Annotated in this window: 13 protein-coding genes; 5 read left to right on the forward strand and 8 right to left on the reverse strand. The window is 62.0% G+C overall.

The features are described from left to right. Positions 1–32 precede the first annotated feature (32 nt). Positions 33–2,099, reverse strand: coding sequence for an AsmA family protein (locus ACNQPL_RS14015; protein ID WP_416467066.1), 2,067 nt, complete (start codon positions 2,097–2,099; stop codon positions 33–35). 342 nt (positions 2,100–2,441) lie between these two features. Here ACNQPL_RS14015 and ACNQPL_RS14020 point away from each other — a divergent pair, with 342 nt between their 5' ends. The 3 genes from ACNQPL_RS14020 to ACNQPL_RS14030 all read left to right on the forward strand — a co-directional run bounded on the left by ACNQPL_RS14020 (position 2,442) and on the right by ACNQPL_RS14030 (position 4,842). Beyond that, complete coding sequence (locus ACNQPL_RS14020; protein ID WP_416467067.1) at positions 2,442–2,939, forward strand: phage infection protein; 498 nt, start codon at positions 2,442–2,444, stop codon at positions 2,937–2,939. Positions 2,940–3,061: 122 nt separating this feature from the next. Then, entirely contained in the window at positions 3,062–3,694 is a 633-nt protein-coding gene (locus ACNQPL_RS14025) for a TetR family transcriptional regulator (RefSeq protein WP_346614784.1), read from the forward strand. Positions 3,695–3,744: 50 nt separating this feature from the next. Next, entirely contained in the window at positions 3,745–4,842 is a 1,098-nt protein-coding gene (locus tag ACNQPL_RS14030) for an AGE family epimerase/isomerase (protein WP_416467068.1), read from the forward strand. A 265-nt stretch (positions 4,843–5,107) separates the two neighbouring features. Here the strand turns inward: ACNQPL_RS14030 and ACNQPL_RS14035 are convergent, their stop codons facing one another. From ACNQPL_RS14035 to ACNQPL_RS14060, 6 genes are all read right to left on the reverse strand, one after another. Continuing rightward, positions 5,108–5,875: an SDR family oxidoreductase gene (locus ACNQPL_RS14035; RefSeq protein ID WP_346614839.1), complete on the reverse strand. Its 768-nt coding sequence runs from the start codon at positions 5,873–5,875 to the stop codon at positions 5,108–5,110. A 605-nt stretch (positions 5,876–6,480) separates the two neighbouring features. Continuing rightward, positions 6,481–7,197 (reverse strand): ABC transporter ATP-binding protein, encoded by a 717-nt coding sequence (locus ACNQPL_RS14040; RefSeq protein WP_346614786.1) that lies wholly within the window; start codon positions 7,195–7,197, stop codon positions 6,481–6,483. Further along, the gene (locus ACNQPL_RS14045) at positions 7,194–8,069 is read right to left on the reverse strand and encodes an ABC transporter ATP-binding protein (RefSeq protein ID WP_346614787.1); all 876 of its coding nucleotides are present in this window, start codon (positions 8,067–8,069) and stop codon (positions 7,194–7,196) included. Before ACNQPL_RS14045 ends, ACNQPL_RS14040 begins: the two co-directional genes overlap by 4 nt. Next, complete coding sequence (livM, locus tag ACNQPL_RS14050) at positions 8,066–9,367, reverse strand: high-affinity branched-chain amino acid ABC transporter permease LivM (protein ID WP_346614788.1); 1,302 nt, start codon at positions 9,365–9,367, stop codon at positions 8,066–8,068. The genes ACNQPL_RS14045 and livM overlap by 4 nt, the downstream gene beginning before the upstream one ends. A gap of 2 nt (positions 9,368–9,369) precedes the next feature. After that, positions 9,370–10,284, reverse strand: a complete 915-nt coding sequence (locus ACNQPL_RS14055) for an ABC transporter permease subunit (RefSeq protein WP_016501863.1) — start codon at positions 10,282–10,284, stop codon at positions 9,370–9,372. A gap of 154 nt (positions 10,285–10,438) precedes the next feature. Beyond that, positions 10,439–11,575, reverse strand: a complete 1,137-nt coding sequence (locus ACNQPL_RS14060; protein WP_346614789.1) for a branched-chain amino acid ABC transporter substrate-binding protein — start codon at positions 11,573–11,575, stop codon at positions 10,439–10,441. Between the two features lie 526 nt (positions 11,576–12,101). On the opposite strand from ACNQPL_RS14060, the gene pncB reads away from it, so the two are divergent. Further along, positions 12,102–13,310 (forward strand): nicotinate phosphoribosyltransferase, encoded by a 1,209-nt coding sequence (gene pncB / locus ACNQPL_RS14065; protein WP_416467069.1) that lies wholly within the window; start codon positions 12,102–12,104, stop codon positions 13,308–13,310. Between the two features lie 3 nt (positions 13,311–13,313). Continuing rightward, positions 13,314–14,141, forward strand: coding sequence for an ammonia-dependent NAD(+) synthetase (gene nadE, locus ACNQPL_RS14070; RefSeq protein ID WP_416467070.1), 828 nt, complete (start codon positions 13,314–13,316; stop codon positions 14,139–14,141). A 119-nt stretch (positions 14,142–14,260) separates the two neighbouring features. Here the strand turns inward: nadE and azu are convergent, their stop codons facing one another. After that, positions 14,261–14,710 carry an azurin gene (azu, locus tag ACNQPL_RS14075; RefSeq protein WP_346614840.1) on the reverse strand — a complete coding sequence of 150 codons (450 nt, stop codon included), beginning with the start codon at positions 14,708–14,710 and terminating at the stop codon, positions 14,261–14,263. Positions 14,711–14,896: the final 186 nt, after the last annotated feature.

A 14,896-nucleotide genomic window follows, 5' to 3' on the forward strand; every position in this document is an offset into this window, starting at 1 on the left:
GCGAATGGGCCGCAAAGCGGCCCCCCCTTGCACTATTTCTTGCTCTTCACCGTAGCCGGCGCTTTGCCCGCTTTCATCTGCTGCAGCAACGGCGTGCACTGGTTAGGCTCATCGCCACTGCTCGGCGCCACCAGCGCCAGCAGCCCCGCCGCCGGGCCCGCAACTACCCCAAGCGCCACCATCCCCGCGCCGCGCAGCGCCAGCGGCAGTGCCTGCACACCGGCACTCGGCTTGGCAAATGGCCCGCGCACATAAAGCGGCGAGCGCAGCGAGAACAGCCGCACCCCTTTCGACTCCGGGGTGATCTTCAGGTCGAGTTGTTCACTGGCAAAGTTGGCCGTGCCATTGATGTAAATGATCGCGTTCTCGGTATCGAAGATGAACAGACGGGTTGTCGCCAGCCCGTCCTTGATCCCGACATCCGCCGCCGCGCAGTTGATCTGCACATCTTCGTCGCCGAACAGCTTGCCGACCACATAGTTGCCCACGTTCAACCCGGCGATCTCCATCAGGCCGCGGCTGACCGCACCATCGTTGATCAGCATGCGCAGGTCGCCATTGGCCGTGCCCAGCAGGGCGGCCACCGAGTTGCCGCGGCCACTGATGTCAGCATCGCCGTTGAGCTCGCCAAAGCTGGTCTGCATCGGCGCAAAGGTTGGGAACAGTTGCTTGAGCTTGAACCCACGCGCAGTCAGTCGCGCCCTGCCTTGCAACGGCACACTGCGCCCATCCAGGCGGATCCTCGACGCCAGGTTGCCCCCGGCCACGCCAAAGCGCAGTGGCTCCAGGCGCAACAGGCCGTCTTCGAGAATCACGTGGGCCGACAAGTCGTTGAACGGCAACTGTTCACTGTGGACGATGCGCTTGCCGGCAAACTCGACGTCGGCGTCCATGGCGCGCCAGCGTTCGGTGCGGAACTCCTCCACGGGCAGCACCTTGTCTGCCGGCTGTTTGCTGGCACCGCCGCGGGCCTTCTGTTCGGCATTGGAGTCAGCGCCGATCAGCGGCGCCAGGTCCTTGAACAGCAGCTGGTTGGAGACTAGCTTGCCGGAAAGCTTGGGCCGTGGCTGGCTGGCGACAAAGGCCAGGTCACCGTGAATATCGCTGTCGCCGATCTTGCCGTTGAAGCCCTGGTAATTGAAGGTGGCGCCTTCGGCCGCATGCAGGTTGGCGGTGAGGTGGCCGTCGGTTTCATAGGCTGGGGTGTCTGGCAGCGTCACGCCCGTCAATGGGTAGAGGTTGCCCAGGCTAGCGCCGGAAAGGCGCAGGCGAAGGTCCAGGGCGCCAAAGTTGCGCGGGTCGGTCAGGGTGCCCGCGAGCACTACGTGGGTATCGGCAATCCGCACGTCGGCCTGCAAGGGAAACGGCTGGCTGGCATCCTGCAGCGCCAGCAGGCCGCCGATCTTGCCCGTGCCGGAAACCGCCTGGCCCTTGTAGCGGCCCTGGGCCTTTAACCCGAAGGCGTAGTCCTGGGTACCGCTGGCCTTTTCCGCACGAGCCTTACCGACGATATCGCTGAACGGGATCGGTTTGCCCAGCGGGTCGATCTGCACCTTCATGCTGGTTTTCAGCGTCTGGTCGTCGAAGCTGACATTACCCTGGTCAAAGCCGATGGCGCCGATGTCCAGTTGCCATTTGGAGGGTTCCGCGTTCTCGTCCTTGGGGCCGAAATCGAAGGTCCAGTTGGCGCGCCCATCAGCCAGGCGAGTGAGGCTGGCAGTGGGTTTCACCAGGTCGATGCGGGGGATGACGATCTGCTGGAACACCAGCGGCAGCGGCGCCAGGCGGAACTCCACACGCTCCAGGCCGACCATCTTCGGCTCCTTGAGCCACTCAGGGTTGCCCAGGGTAAGGTCTTCAGCAATGAAATGCGGCCACGGCACCCAAGCGCGCCAGCCGCCCTCTTCGGGCTCGGTACGCCAGTGCACGGCGAGGTTGCCATTGATCGCGAAGGGCCGGTGCAAGGCTTCGGAGACCTTCTCGTTGAGCAACGGCTTGACGCGGTTCCAGTCGAAAGTGGCGATTACCACCACCAATATTGCCAGCAGGGTCAGCAGGCTGGTTAAGGTCCAGACGAGGATTCTGGCGGGACGCGTCATTGCGTGATTCTCCTGACGGCTTGGCGCAAAACGGGCGCAACAAGGGCACTCATTGTTTCGGACTGATGAAAACCCTCTGGGTTTTATCGATTGCGGCCATGATAGCGAAGTTTTTCCTGGCTTCCGGTTCGGCTCTCGCTAAGGACAGCCGCATCGCCCACCAGGGAAACACTGCTGGCAAACAGCCACTTACCATCCCGAAATCTGCAGCCTAGAGCGCTCGCGGTGCGCTATCAATAACGTCGATTGTTACCATTACCCGTATGAACTTCTCTCTGGCGTTACCGGGCGTAGCATTGGCTTCGTACCCACTTTCCAGCCCCCGAGAGGAGCACCGAAATCATGAAACGCCACCTGCTGACCCTGACCCTGTCCCTTCTTGCTGCCAACGCCTTCGCCTTGCCAGCTGCCGACCAACACCTGACTGCGGAATCGCGCTCCAGCGCCGCTGAAATCGCCCAACCGCTGAAAACCGTTGCCGAAGGTGGCGCCGAGCGCCTGCAGGAACGCGCTGGCCGTGTTGCCGAAGGTGGCTCGGATCGCCTGATCGAACAAAGTGGCCGCGTTGCCGAAGGCGGCTCGGATCGCCTGATCGAACAAAGTGGCCGCGTTGCTGAAGGCGGTTCGGATCGCCTGATCGAACAAAGTGGCCGCGTTGCCGAAGGTGGTTCGGATCGCCTGATCGAACAAAGTGGCCGCGTTGCCGAAGGTGGTTCGGATCGCCTGATCGAACAAAGGGGCCGCGTTGCTGAAGGTGGTTCGGATCGCCTGATCGAACAAAGTGGCCGCGTTGCTGAAGGTGGCTCGGATCGCCTGGTCGAAATCAGCCGTGTGAGCTGATCACCATGGCCGAAAAGAACAACTTGCAGCTTTGCGCCTGTTCCCCTCCAAGCCCGGTCCATTGACCGGGCTTTGTTTTTTTAACTAGAGTGCCCAGCTTCACTGTCACAGAATCCTGCACCATGCTGCCGCGCGCCGAACAGAAGCTACAGACCCGCCAGGCCCTGCTCGATGCGGCTTGCCAGCTCATGGAGAGCGGCCGCGGCTTCGGCAGCATCAGCCTGCGCGAAGTGGCCAAGGCCGCCGGCATCGTGCCCACCGGTTTCTACCGGCATTTCCCCGACATGGACGCACTGGGCCTGGCCCTGGTGGCCGAAGTCGATGACACCTTCCGTCAGACCATCCGCCTGGTGCGGCACAACGAATTCGAACTGGGCGGCATTACCGATGCCTCGGTGCGTATCTTCCTCGACGTGGTCGCCGCCCACCGCGCGCAGTTCCTCTTCCTCGCCCGCGAGCAGTACGGTGGTTCGCAGGCGGTACGCCAGGCCATTGCCCGCCTGCGCCAGGGCATCAGCAACGACCTGTCCACAGACCTTGCGCGCATGAAACGCTGGCAGCACCTGGACAACGCGGCCTTGGCGGTGATGGCCGACCTGGTGGTGAAGACGGTATTTGCCACCCTGCCTGAATTGATCGATGACCCGCAGCAAGGTTATCCACAGGCACTGAGCGCGCGCGAGAAGATCACCCAGCAACTGCGCTTCATCTTCGTCGGTGCGCGGCATTGGCAGGGCCTGGGCAACCCGGGCTGAAGCGCAGTTCTGCTACCATGGCGCACTGCCCGATTGTGACGAGCGCATTCATGTCCGACCCCCGCCCCACTCCGCCCGAACTGGCCCGCTTCAACCAGCACTTCGCCGAGCGCATCGTGCCGCTGTGGCAAGGCCCGGGCTGGAACGCCGAAATGGCCCTGCCCTACGAGGCGCTGGATGCCCAGCACCGGCCACTGCCCGTGCAGCGTTACCGGGCGATGGCCTGCGCACGCCAGTTGTACCTGTTCAGCAGCCGCATCGAGCAACCGGGCGCGGCAGAGCGGGCAGCGGCGCTGTTCCGCTCCCTGCAGCAGCACTTCCACGACGCCGAACACGGCGGCTGGTTCTACAGCATCGATGCCGACGGCAAACCGCTGGACCGGCGCAAGGACCTCTATACCCACGCGTTCATCGTGTTTGCCTGCGCGCATTACTGGGGCAAGGTACGAGAAGGGTTGGTGGAATCGGCGCTGAATGCAGCGTTGGAGATCGTCAGCGAGCAGTTCGCCCGCGATGATGGCCTTTACGAGGCGAGCCTGGGTGAAGACTGGTCAGACCTCGGCAGCGGGCCCTTGCAGAACCCGCAGATGCATTTGGCAGAAGCCTTTCTGCAGGTCATCGCCGTGCGTGAGGATGAGGGCGTGCAACAGGCGTTGCTGGCGCTGTGCGAAGCCCTGCAGGCGCACTTCATCGAACCGCAACATGGGCTGATGCTGGAAAAACCGCGTGGCGCTGTGGATAACTGGTTCGAGCCGGGGCATCAGTTCGAGTGGTTCTACCTGCTCGAAACCTCGACGCTGCTGCGCGGTACGCCGCTGCATGCGTCCATCGACCGGGCATTCGGCTATGCGCAACGGTACGGTGTGAAGCATGCCGCCGTGCTGGCGATGCTGGATGTGGATGGCACGGTGATCGACGCCACCCAGCGGGTCTGGGCGCAGGCTGAGTACCTTCGAGCGCTGGCGTTGCGCCCGGGAAGCGAAGCGAAGCTTGCTGAGCAGTTGCAGGCAATGGAACAACGGTTCCTGCATGAGGGTGGCTGGTATGAATGCCGGGATGGTGAGGGCGCCGTCAGCCGGCATGACATGCCTTCGACTACGCCTTATCACCTGGCGACCTGCCTGGAAGGCTTGCAGCGCTTGGCCTGACGCATTCGCCGGCAAGCCGGCTCCCACAGGAGTTGCGGCGCCGCTTACTCTTTGGGAGCGGCTTCAGCCGCGAAGCAGGCGGTGGATGGCACCGGCTTCGCCGGTGTTCGCGGCTGAAGCCGCTCCTACAGGAGCCCCGCCAAATCAGTAAGTTAGCGTTTGTTCTGTGGGAGCCGGCTTGCCGGCGATTGGGCCGCTCTGCAGCCCTTTCCGACCGGTCCGACGCCGCGGCGAGGCCGCTCCACGAGTGCCAGCAGCTTTCAGATCAGCCCTTGGCCGAGCGGTCGATCGAGAACCCAGCCCAGTCCTGGCTCACCGGCATCAACTCGAGGCTGTTGATGTTGATGTGCGCCGGCTGGTTCATGATCCAGAAGATGGTCTCGGCAATGTCCTGCGGCTGGATCGGCTCGGCACCCGCGTAGGTCGCGTCGTACTTGGCCTGGTCCCCACCGAAACGTACCAGCGAGAATTCGCTCTCGCACAGCCCCGGCTCGATGTTGCTGACGCGTACGCCAGTACCGCGCAGGTCGCAGCGCAAGCTCAGCGAGAACTGGCCGACGAATGCCTTGGTGCCGCCGTACACATTGCTGCCTGGGTACGGGTAATTGCCCGCCACCGAACCCACATTGAGGATCGACGCCCCACGGCCGTGTGCGATCAGGCGTGGCAGCAGCAGGCGGGTGGTGTACATCAGGCCCTTGATGTTGGTGTCGACCATGGTTTCCCAGTCGTCCAGGCTGCAGTTCTGCGCCGCATCCACGCCCAGCGCCAGGCCTGCGTTGTTGACCAGGCCGCGCAGCTTGTCGAAGCCGGCCGGCAGGTTGGCGATGGCCTGCTCCATGGCCTTGCGGTCACGCACATCGAGCACCAGGCCATGCACCTCGGTCTTGGCCGACAGTTCGGCGCACAGGGCGTCCAGGCGCTCCTTGCGGCGACCGGTGAGGACCAGCTTCCAGCCGGCGTCGGCGAACAGGCGAGCGGTCGCCTCGCCAAAACCGGAAGTCGCGCCAGTGATGAATACGGTGGACGTCATGCTCTGTTCCTCGCAGTGGATTGTCGTCGGCAGGGTTTGCAGCATGCCCGCGCCCGGCGCTGTCAGCAAGCCGCTCAATGATATGGTCATTTTTTGTACATTATCCGCAAAGCCCCGTGGCAGAGGCCTTGGCGGTAGCTATGCGCATGTTATCCACAAGGCTTTCCCCACGGATTGGGGGCAACTTGTCCTGGTAGCGGAACCCTTTCAGCGTATTGCGGTCTCCCCCAACCTTTGAACTGATGGCGCAAGGCTTTCAAGCATGCCGCCTGCAGCGGTCTGTCCAAGGGTTTTTCACAGAGTTATCCACAGGAGTACGGCGCGGTGCCAGGCGATCCTTGCTGTATAGAAAACACTCAGAAAATCATCCACAAGGGCCTCATGATCAAATTATGATCAAACCCCTGCAGCTATTGAATTCAAAGGGATGCAGCGACATGCCACCATGTTTTCCACAGGCGGCTCCACATTATCCGTGGAAAAGCACAGCCTGTGGAAACAATGGCTTGCGAGGGGAATGTGGAGAGCTTCGGGAAAGATGTGCGACAAGTTGTCCACATGTGCATCGACGCCAGGGGAGCAGCCTGCGCTCCCCTGGGTATAACTCAGTGCCCGCCGAGGTAAGCGTTGCGCACCTCTTCGTTTACCAGCAACTCCTGCCCTGTGCCGGTCATGCGGATTTGCCCGTTGACCATCACATAAGCCCGGTCCGACAGCTTCAAGGCATGGTTGGCGTTCTGTTCCACCAGGAAAATGGTCATCCCCGTCTTCGCCAGTTCGCGCAGGGTGGCGAAGATCTGCTTGACCACGATCGGCGCCAGCCCCAGCGACGGCTCGTCGAGCAGCAGCAGCTTGGGCCGGCTCATCAGTGCGCGGGCGATGGCCAGCATCTGCTGCTCACCGCCGGACATGGTCATGGCGCGCTGGTTGCGGCGCTCCTTCAGCCGCGGGAACAGCTCGAACATGCGCTGCATATCCTCGTTGGCATATTTGTCGCCGATGGGGATGGTGCCCATCATCAGGTTTTCCTCGACGGTCATGTCGGGGAACACTCGGCGGCCTTCCGGCGACTGGGCGATGCCGTTGGAGGCGATGTAGTGCGATGACTTGCGGGTGATGTCGGTGCCTCGGTAGACGATATGCCCAGAGGACGCGCGCGGCTGGCCGAAAATCGACATCAACAGCGTCGACTTGCCAGCGCCGTTGGCGCCGATCAGGCTGACCGTCTCCCCTTCGTTGATGTGCATCGAAACCTTTTTCAGCGCCTGGATCGGCCCGTAGAACACGTCCAGGTCCTGCAGTTCGAGAATGGGTGCAGTCATACCAGTTCCTCTTCGTCAGCACCCAGGTAGGCGGCGATCACCGTCGGGTTGTGGCGGATATCCTGCGGCGCGCCTTCGGCGATCACGTTGCCGTGGTCGAGCACGACAATGTGGTCGGAGATACTCATGACCATGCCCATGTCGTGTTCGATCAGCACCACGGTGATGTCGTGCTCGTCACGCAGCACGCGGATCATGCGGCTCAAGGCCTCGGTCTCCTGCGGGTTGAGGCCGGCAGCCGGCTCGTCCAGGCAGATGATCTTCGGCCGCGTGCACATGGCCCGGGCAATTTCCAGGCGGCGCTGCTGGCCGTACGACAACTCGCCGGCCAGGCGGTTGGCGCAGTCGACCAGGTCAACCACTTCAAGCCAGTAGAAGGCGTGGTCCAAGGCGTCACTTTCGGCCTTGCGGTAGCCCTTGGTGTTGAGCACACCTGCCAGCAGGTTGCGGTTGACCCACATGTGCTGGGCCACCAGCAGGTTTTCCACCACCGACATTTCCTTGAACAGGCGAATGTTCTGGAACGTGCGCGCCAGCCCGGCGCGGTTGACCAGGTGGGTACCGCCGAACATCTTGTAGTACATGCGGTTGGCAAAGCGCGCCGGCGACACGAAGTCGGCAGCCCGGAAGCGCTCGCCGAGCAGCTGGATGACGTTGGTGTGGTTGCCGCGCACGTTCAGCTCAATGCGCCCGCCGCTGGCCTTGTAGAACCCGGTTAGGCAGTTGAACACCGTGGTCTTGCCGGCACCGTTGGGGCCGATCAGGGCGAAGATCTGGTTGCGCTTGACCTTGAGGCTGACATCGCTGAGCGCCTTGATGCCACCAAACTGCATCATCAGGTTGTCGACCGAGAGAATGATTTCGTCGCTCATGGCGCCACTCCTTTACGCGGGACCACACCGGTACGGCTGATGCGGATCAGCCCACGCGGTCGCCAGATCATCATCAGCACCATCAGCACGCCGAACAGCAGCACGCGGTACTCGGAGAAGCTGCGCAGCAGCTCGGGCGCCACGGTCAGCACGAATGCGGCAATCACCACACCCACCGTCGAGCCCATACCCCCGAGCACGACGATGGCGAGGATCAGCGCCGACTCGAAGAAGGTGAACGAGGACGGGTTGACGAAGCCCTGGTAGGTGGCAAAGAACACCCCGGCCAGGCCGGCGGTGGAGGCACCGAGGGTGAAGGCCGAAAGCTTGACCAGCACATGGTTCAGGCCCATCGAGCGGCAGGCGATTTCGTCTTCGCGCAGCGCTTCCCAGGCGCGCCCGACTGGCATGCGGGTGAGCCGGTGCTTGATGTACAGCACTGCCAGTACCACCAGGAACAGCACGGCGTAGATGAACACGAACTTCAGGTTGGCGTTGTAATCGATGCCGAGGAACTCGTGGATCGGCACCCCGCCATCCTTGGCCCGGCGGCCAAACTCCAGGCCGAAGAAGGTCGGCGACGGTGCCGGCATGCCGTTCGGCCCGCCGGTGAACGACAACCAGTTGTTCAGCACCAGGCGGATGATCTCGCCAAAGCCCAGCGTCACAATCGCCAGGTAGTCACCGTGCATGCGCAGCACCGGGAAGCCGAGTATGCACCCCGCCAGCGCCGCAGCGATGGCCGCCAGTGGCAGCACGCTCCAGAACCCCAGGCCAAGGTACTGGTAACCCAGCGCCAGGCCGTAGGCGCCGATGGCGTAGAACGCCACGTAGCCCAGGTCGAGCAGGCCGGCCAGGCCGACCACGATGTTCAGCCCAAGGCCCAGCAGCACGTAGATCAGGCCGAGTATGACGACAGTCAAAAGGTACTTGTTGGCGAAGATCGGGAAGACGATGGCAATCACCACCAGCGCCGGAATGATGTAGCGCAGCCGCGACTTGTAGTCCGGCGCGTTGACATGCACGCCCGAGCCACCGCTGTCGAAGCCTTGCAGCATGCGTTTGCCCGCTGCGCTCTGAAAATACAGGCTGAGCAGAAAACGCCCGACCATCACCCCGCCAACCAACCACGCCACGCGGCGCGGTTCGGCATTGAAGGTGTAGCCATCGAGCACCACGCCGACGACCGGGCCAAACACGATAAGTGCCAGCAGGCCGGCGACGATCGTCTCCAGCAGGCTGCGTTTGAGATCGAAACCGTTGGTTTCGGCAACAGGAGCAGTTTTGGCAGTGGACATGTTCACACCTTAGCCACGAGCGGGCGACCCAGCAGGCCTTGTGGGCGGAAGATAAGGATCATCACCAGCAGCGAGAAGCTGAACACGTCCTTGTAGTCGGAGTTGATCAGGCCAGAGAACAGCGACTCGGAAATACCCAGGATGATCCCGCCAAGCATGGCGCCAGGTAGTGAGCCGATACCGCCGAGCACTGCGGCGGTAAATGCCTTGATGCCGATGATGAAGCCGGCATAGAAGTCGAAGGTGCCGTAGTTCATGGTGATCAGCACGCCGGCCAGCGCGGCCATCACCGCACCGATGACGAACACGTAGGAAATCACCCGGTCGGTGTTGATGCCGAGGATCGATGCCATCTTGCGGTCTTGCTGTGTGGCACGGCACATGCGGCCGAGCTTGGTGTACTTGATCACATAGGTCAGCAGGCCCATGCCGACGAATGCGGCGATCAGGATGAAGATCTTGGTGTAGGTCAATTGCACGAAGCCGGTGCCCACTTCGACGCGCCAGGCCCCTTCGAGCAGGGTCGGTACGCCTTGCTGGCGGGCGCCCTGGCTGATCTGCGCGTAGTTCTGCAGGATCAACGAGATGCCGATGGCACTGATCAGCGGCGCCAGGCGGGTGGAGTTGCGCAGGGGTTTGTAGGCGATGCGTTCGATGGTGAAGCCATAGACGCCCGTGACGACGACGGTGAACAACAGCGTCCCCAGCATAAGCAGCGGGAACGATTCGACGCCGAAATAGGCCAGCAGTGCCAGGCTGATTGCCGCGAGGTACGCGGAAATCATATACACCTCGCCGTGCGCGAAGTTGATCATGCCGATGATGCCATAGACCATTGTGTAGCCGATGGCGATCAGGCCATAGACCGACCCGAGGGTAAGGCCGTTGACCAGTTGCTGCAGGAAAATACCATCCATAACGCAATCTCACCTGAGTGAGACTGCACAGGCGACGACCACGGCAGGCCACGGATAAAGCGGCCCCCGCAGTGCAGAACCGTGCAGATCTCCGAATAAAGACAGGTACCGCAGGGGCATTGGCCCGGGCCTGCGCCCGGGCGGGCTGCCGTTGTTATTTTTGTTTTTCCAGCTGGTGGTACTTGCCGTCCTTGTCCCACTGGTAGACCACGTAGTCGGACACGGTCAGGTCGCCCTTGCTGTCCCACTTCTTCTCGCCCATCACGGTCTGCACCGGGTTGGCCTTCAGCCACTTGGCGGCGTCTTCGCCTTTGTTGGATTTGGAGCCATTGAAGGCTGCGGCCAGCGCTTGTACCGAAGCGTACGCATACAAGGTGTAGCCCTCAGGCTCGGTACCGCCTTTGCGGAACTCTTCCACCACGGCCTTGCTGTCTGGCAGCAGGCGTGGGTCGGCGCCGAAGGTCATGTACACGCCATCGACGTACTGCTTGCCGCCGGCGGTGGACACCAGCTCGTCGGTGACGATGCCGTCATCGGACATGAACTTGACGTCTTTGAGGCCCTGCTCGCGCAGCTGGCGGACCAGCGGGCCGGCTTCCGGGTGCAGGCCGCCGAAGTAGACCACGTCGGCACCGGTGGAGCGGATTTTGGTAACCACGGCGCTGAAGTCTTTCTCGCCACGGGTCAGGCCCTCATACAGCACCGGCTTGACGCCGCGCTTCTCGAGCTGCGCCTTGGTCGCATCGGCGAGGCCCTGGCCGTAGGTGTCCTTGTCGTGCAGCACCGCGACCTTCTTGCCCTTGAGCACGTCGACGATGTAGTCACCGGCCACGATGCCCTGCTGGTCGTCACGCCCGCACATGCGGAACATGGCGCTCAGGCCGCGTTCGGTCACTTGTGGGTTGGTCGAGCCCGGGGTAATGGCGATGATGCCCGCTTCGTCATACACCTCGGACGCCGGAATGGTGTTGGAAGAACAGAAATGCCCCACCACGCCGATCACCTTGTCCTGGTCGGCCAACCGGTTGGCCACGGCCACGGCCTGCTTCGGTTCGCAGGCGTCATCGCCTGCCACCAGGACGATTTTCTCGCCGTTGACGCCGCCGGCGGCGTTGATCTTGTCGGCCGCTGCCTGCGCACCTTTCATGTACTGCTCGCCAAACGCTGCGTTCGCCCCGGTCATGGGGCCCGCGACACCGATCTTGACGTCGGCCTGAACATACGAAGAAACACCCAGTGCCGTTGCCACGGCCAGTGCCAGGAAACCTTTCTTGTAAAACGTCTGCGACATGAGGTGGTGCTCCTAGAGTTTTTTTTGGTTGGCACTACAACTTCTCAGCCCTGTGCTCCGAGCAAGGGCCGTGCCATAGGTTTTGTCTTCCGGGAAAACACACTGTGCGGGGGGCAGCGAGGCGACCGACAGCCCTTTCCTTTATTGAGCGTGCAACCGTCTGCCACGCGGCAGGCGCCACCACACGTACAGACAAGGAGCAACCGCCCTGTGCCATCATTGCAACCCTGGCAAGTGTTTACGTGCAACCTCCCTGTAACAGCCGACGTCACCGAAGTGCACACCGCTGGTGCGCGACTGCTACAGGCAGCACTGTTTCAAGGCTAGCTGGTGCACGAAAAAACACCTGTTTTGCCTGTTATGGCCCCATCGCCGGCAAGCCGGCTCCCACAGGATGCCTGCATGACTCAAAGGTTCAGACGTAGCCGAGTGAGTCGGCTTGCCGGCAATGGGGCCGGTACAGACACATCAACATCGAAAAGGCTGGCACAATGGCCGCCATTCGCCGCTTCCGGAGCCACCCTTGATGAGCGAGAGCGCATTCGCCGAGCGCATCGTGCACAACCTGCTCGACACCGACTTCTACAAGCTCACCATGATGCAGGGCGTGCTGCACAACTACCCCGACGCCGACGTGGAATGGGAATTTCGCTGCCGCAATGGCGAGGACCTGCGCCCCTACCTCGGTGAAATCCGCAACCAGCTCGAACGGCTCAGCGAACTCACCCTCGATGATGGCCAGCTGGCCTTCCTCGAACGCATCAGCTTCCTGAAGCCCGACTTCCTGCGCTTTCTGCGCCTGTTCCGCTTCAACCTGCGCTATGTACAGCTCGGCATCGAGAACGACCAGCTCAGCCTGCGCCTGAAAGGCCCCTGGCTGCATGTGATCCTCTTCGAAGTGCCGCTGCTGGCGATCATCAGCGAAGTGCGCAACCGCCACCTGCATCCGCGCATGCGCCTGGCCGAGGCTCGAGACCATCTGTACCGCAAGTTCGACTGGCTGCAGGCCCATGCCAGCGCCGACGAGCTGGATGAACTGCAGGTGGCTGACTTTGGCACCCGTCGACGTTTTTCCGGCCGGGTGCAGGAAGACGTGGTGCGGGTGCTACGCGACGACTTCCCGGCACGTTTCGTCGGCACCAGCAACGTCGACCTGGCATGGAAACTGGATATCAAGCCGCTGGGCACCATGGCCCACGAATGGATCATGGCCCATCAGCAGCTGGGCCCGCGGCTGATCGACAGCCAGATCGCCGCGCTCGACTGCTGGGTCCGCGAGTACCGCGGTTTGCTCGGCATTGCCCTGACCGACTGCATCACCATGGATGCCTTCCTGGGCGATTTCGACTTGTACTTCGCCAAGCTGTTCGACGGCCTGCGCCATGACTCGGGCGAGCCGGTAGCCTGGGCGGAAAAGGCCATCGCCCATTACCAGAAGCTGGGCATCGACCCGATGACCAAGACCCTGGTGTTCTCCGATGGCTTGAACCTGACCCGTTCGCTGGAAATCTTCCGTGCCCTGCGCGGGCGCATCAACGTCAGCTTTGGCATCGGCACCAACCTGACCTGTGATATCCCTGGCGTGGCGCCGATGAACATCGTGCTTAAAATGACCGACTGCAACGGCTCGCCGGTGGCGAAGATCTCCGACGAAGCCGCCAAGACACAGTGCCGCGATGAGAACTTCGTCGCCTACATGCGTCACGTATTCAAAATCCCCAGCAGCAAGGAGTAACCGATGCAAGCCGTTCAGCAAGAGATTGCCCAGGCGCTCAAGGTGCAGCCGCCGTTCGCCGACGCTGCTGCGCTCGACGCCGAAGTCGCCCGGCGCGTGGCGTTCATCAAGGACTGCCTGGCCAATGCCCGGCTCAAGACCCTGGTGCTGGGCATCAGCGGTGGTGTCGACTCACTGACCGCCGCCCTGCTCGCCCAGCGCGCCATCAACGAACTGCGCGCAGAGACCGGTGACAAGGCGTACACCTTCATCGCCGTGCGCCTGCCGTATCAGGTGCAGCATGACGAGCATGACGCCCAGGCGTGCCTGGACGTGATCAAGGCCGATGAAGTGCACACCGTTGATATCGCCCCGGCGGTGCGGGCATTGGCGGCTGAAGTGGAGGCGTTGAAGAACGGCTCGCCGACGTTGGTGGACTTTGTGGTGGGCAACGTCAAGGCACGTACCCGAATGGTTGCCCAGTACACCATCGCCGGCGCCCGCGCGGGCCTGGTGATCGGTACCGACCACGCCGCCGAGGCCGTGATGGGCTTCTTTACCAAGTTTGGTGACGGAGCCTGCGACCTGGCGCCGCTGAGCGGCTTGGTGAAAAACCAGGTACGAGCGATTGCGCGCAGCTTTGGCGCACCCGAAGCGCTGGTGGAGAAAGTGCCGACAGCGGACCTCGAAGACCTGGAGCCGGGCAAGCCAGACGAGGCCTCGCATGGCGTGACCTACCAGCAGATCGATGCCTTCCTGCAGGGGCAGCCGGTGGATCAGGCGGCGTTCGATATCATCGTGGCTACCTACCGCAAGACCCAGCACAAGCGCGAACTGCCGTTCGCCCCGTAAAAGCTTCGCGGGACAAGCCCGCTCCCACAGGTACCCCACTTGATATCGATGAGTGGCGTACCTGTGTGAGCGCGCTTGTCCCGCGAATGGAGGGCTAAGCCCTCCCCTGCATCAAGTCATTACTTGACGACAACCTTGCCTTTCATCATCGAGATGTGGCCCGGGAAGGTGCAGAAGAAGCTGTAATCGCCACCCGCTTCCAGCTTGGAAGTGTCGAACTTCACTTCGGTTTCTTTCTCTGGCGCGCCGATCATCGCGGTGTGGGCGATGATGTTGGCGTTGTCTTCCTTCAAGTAGCCTTTGTCGATGCCCTGGGTCATGCCTTCAGTGGCAATGGCCTGCATGTCGGCAGTCTTGCTGATCACCAGGTTGTGGCCCATCACGTTCTTCGGCAGGTTGCCGGAGTGGGTCAGTTTGACGGTGAATTCCTTGCAGCTCTTGTCGACGGTGAATTCCTTGGTGGTATAGGACATCTGGTCCGTCGATTCGACCGTTACCGAGCACTCGGCTGCGAAGACAGAGGCGCTGGCGAGGGTCAGCAGGGATACCGCTACAGCTTTCGCAAACATCATGAATCTCCTTGGCAGGGTTTTATCAATTGCGAGACTGCCTGAAACCCCTGCCCCCCTTGCTGATGTGCATCAAAGGGGTGTCAAGTGGCCAGCCAGTTGAATTGTTCAATGGATTGTATACAACCAATCTAAGGGCACATCATGCCCTTTTAATAGACGATGGGACAACCTCTCATTTAGGAG

Origin of the sequence: Pseudomonas sp. LFS044, assembly GCF_047978245.1 — a bacterium.
GTDB lineage: Bacteria > Pseudomonadota > Gammaproteobacteria > Pseudomonadales > Pseudomonadaceae > Aquipseudomonas.

Excerpts from the sequence above, each read along its gene's own strand:
- azu (WP_346614840.1), bottom strand. The coding sequence starts at position 14,710 with ATGTTTGCGAAAGCTGTAGCGGTATCCCTGCTGACCCTCGCCAGCGCC.
- nadE (WP_416467070.1), top strand. The coding sequence starts at position 13,314 with ATGCAAGCCGTTCAGCAAGAGATTGCCCAGGCGCTCAAGGTGCAGCCG.
- pncB (WP_416467069.1), top strand. The coding sequence starts at position 12,102 with ATGAGCGAGAGCGCATTCGCCGAGCGCATCGTGCACAACCTGCTCGAC.
- ACNQPL_RS14060 (WP_346614789.1), bottom strand. The coding sequence starts at position 11,575 with ATGTCGCAGACGTTTTACAAGAAAGGTTTCCTGGCACTGGCCGTGGCA.
- ACNQPL_RS14030 (WP_416467068.1), top strand. The coding sequence starts at position 3,745 with ATGTCCGACCCCCGCCCCACTCCGCCCGAACTGGCCCGCTTCAACCAG.
- ACNQPL_RS14025 (WP_346614784.1), top strand. The coding sequence starts at position 3,062 with ATGCTGCCGCGCGCCGAACAGAAGCTACAGACCCGCCAGGCCCTGCTC.
- ACNQPL_RS14035 (WP_346614839.1), bottom strand. The coding sequence starts at position 5,875 with ATGACGTCCACCGTATTCATCACTGGCGCGACTTCCGGTTTTGGCGAG.
- ACNQPL_RS14020 (WP_416467067.1), top strand. The coding sequence starts at position 2,442 with ATGAAACGCCACCTGCTGACCCTGACCCTGTCCCTTCTTGCTGCCAAC.
- livM (WP_346614788.1), bottom strand. The coding sequence starts at position 9,367 with ATGTCCACTGCCAAAACTGCTCCTGTTGCCGAAACCAACGGTTTCGAT.
- ACNQPL_RS14040 (WP_346614786.1), bottom strand. The coding sequence starts at position 7,197 with ATGACTGCACCCATTCTCGAACTGCAGGACCTGGACGTGTTCTACGGG.
- ACNQPL_RS14045 (WP_346614787.1), bottom strand. The coding sequence starts at position 8,069 with ATGAGCGACGAAATCATTCTCTCGGTCGACAACCTGATGATGCAGTTT.
- ACNQPL_RS14055 (WP_016501863.1), bottom strand. The coding sequence starts at position 10,284 with ATGGATGGTATTTTCCTGCAGCAACTGGTCAACGGCCTTACCCTCGGG.
- ACNQPL_RS14015 (WP_416467066.1), bottom strand. The coding sequence starts at position 2,099 with ATGACGCGTCCCGCCAGAATCCTCGTCTGGACCTTAACCAGCCTGCTG.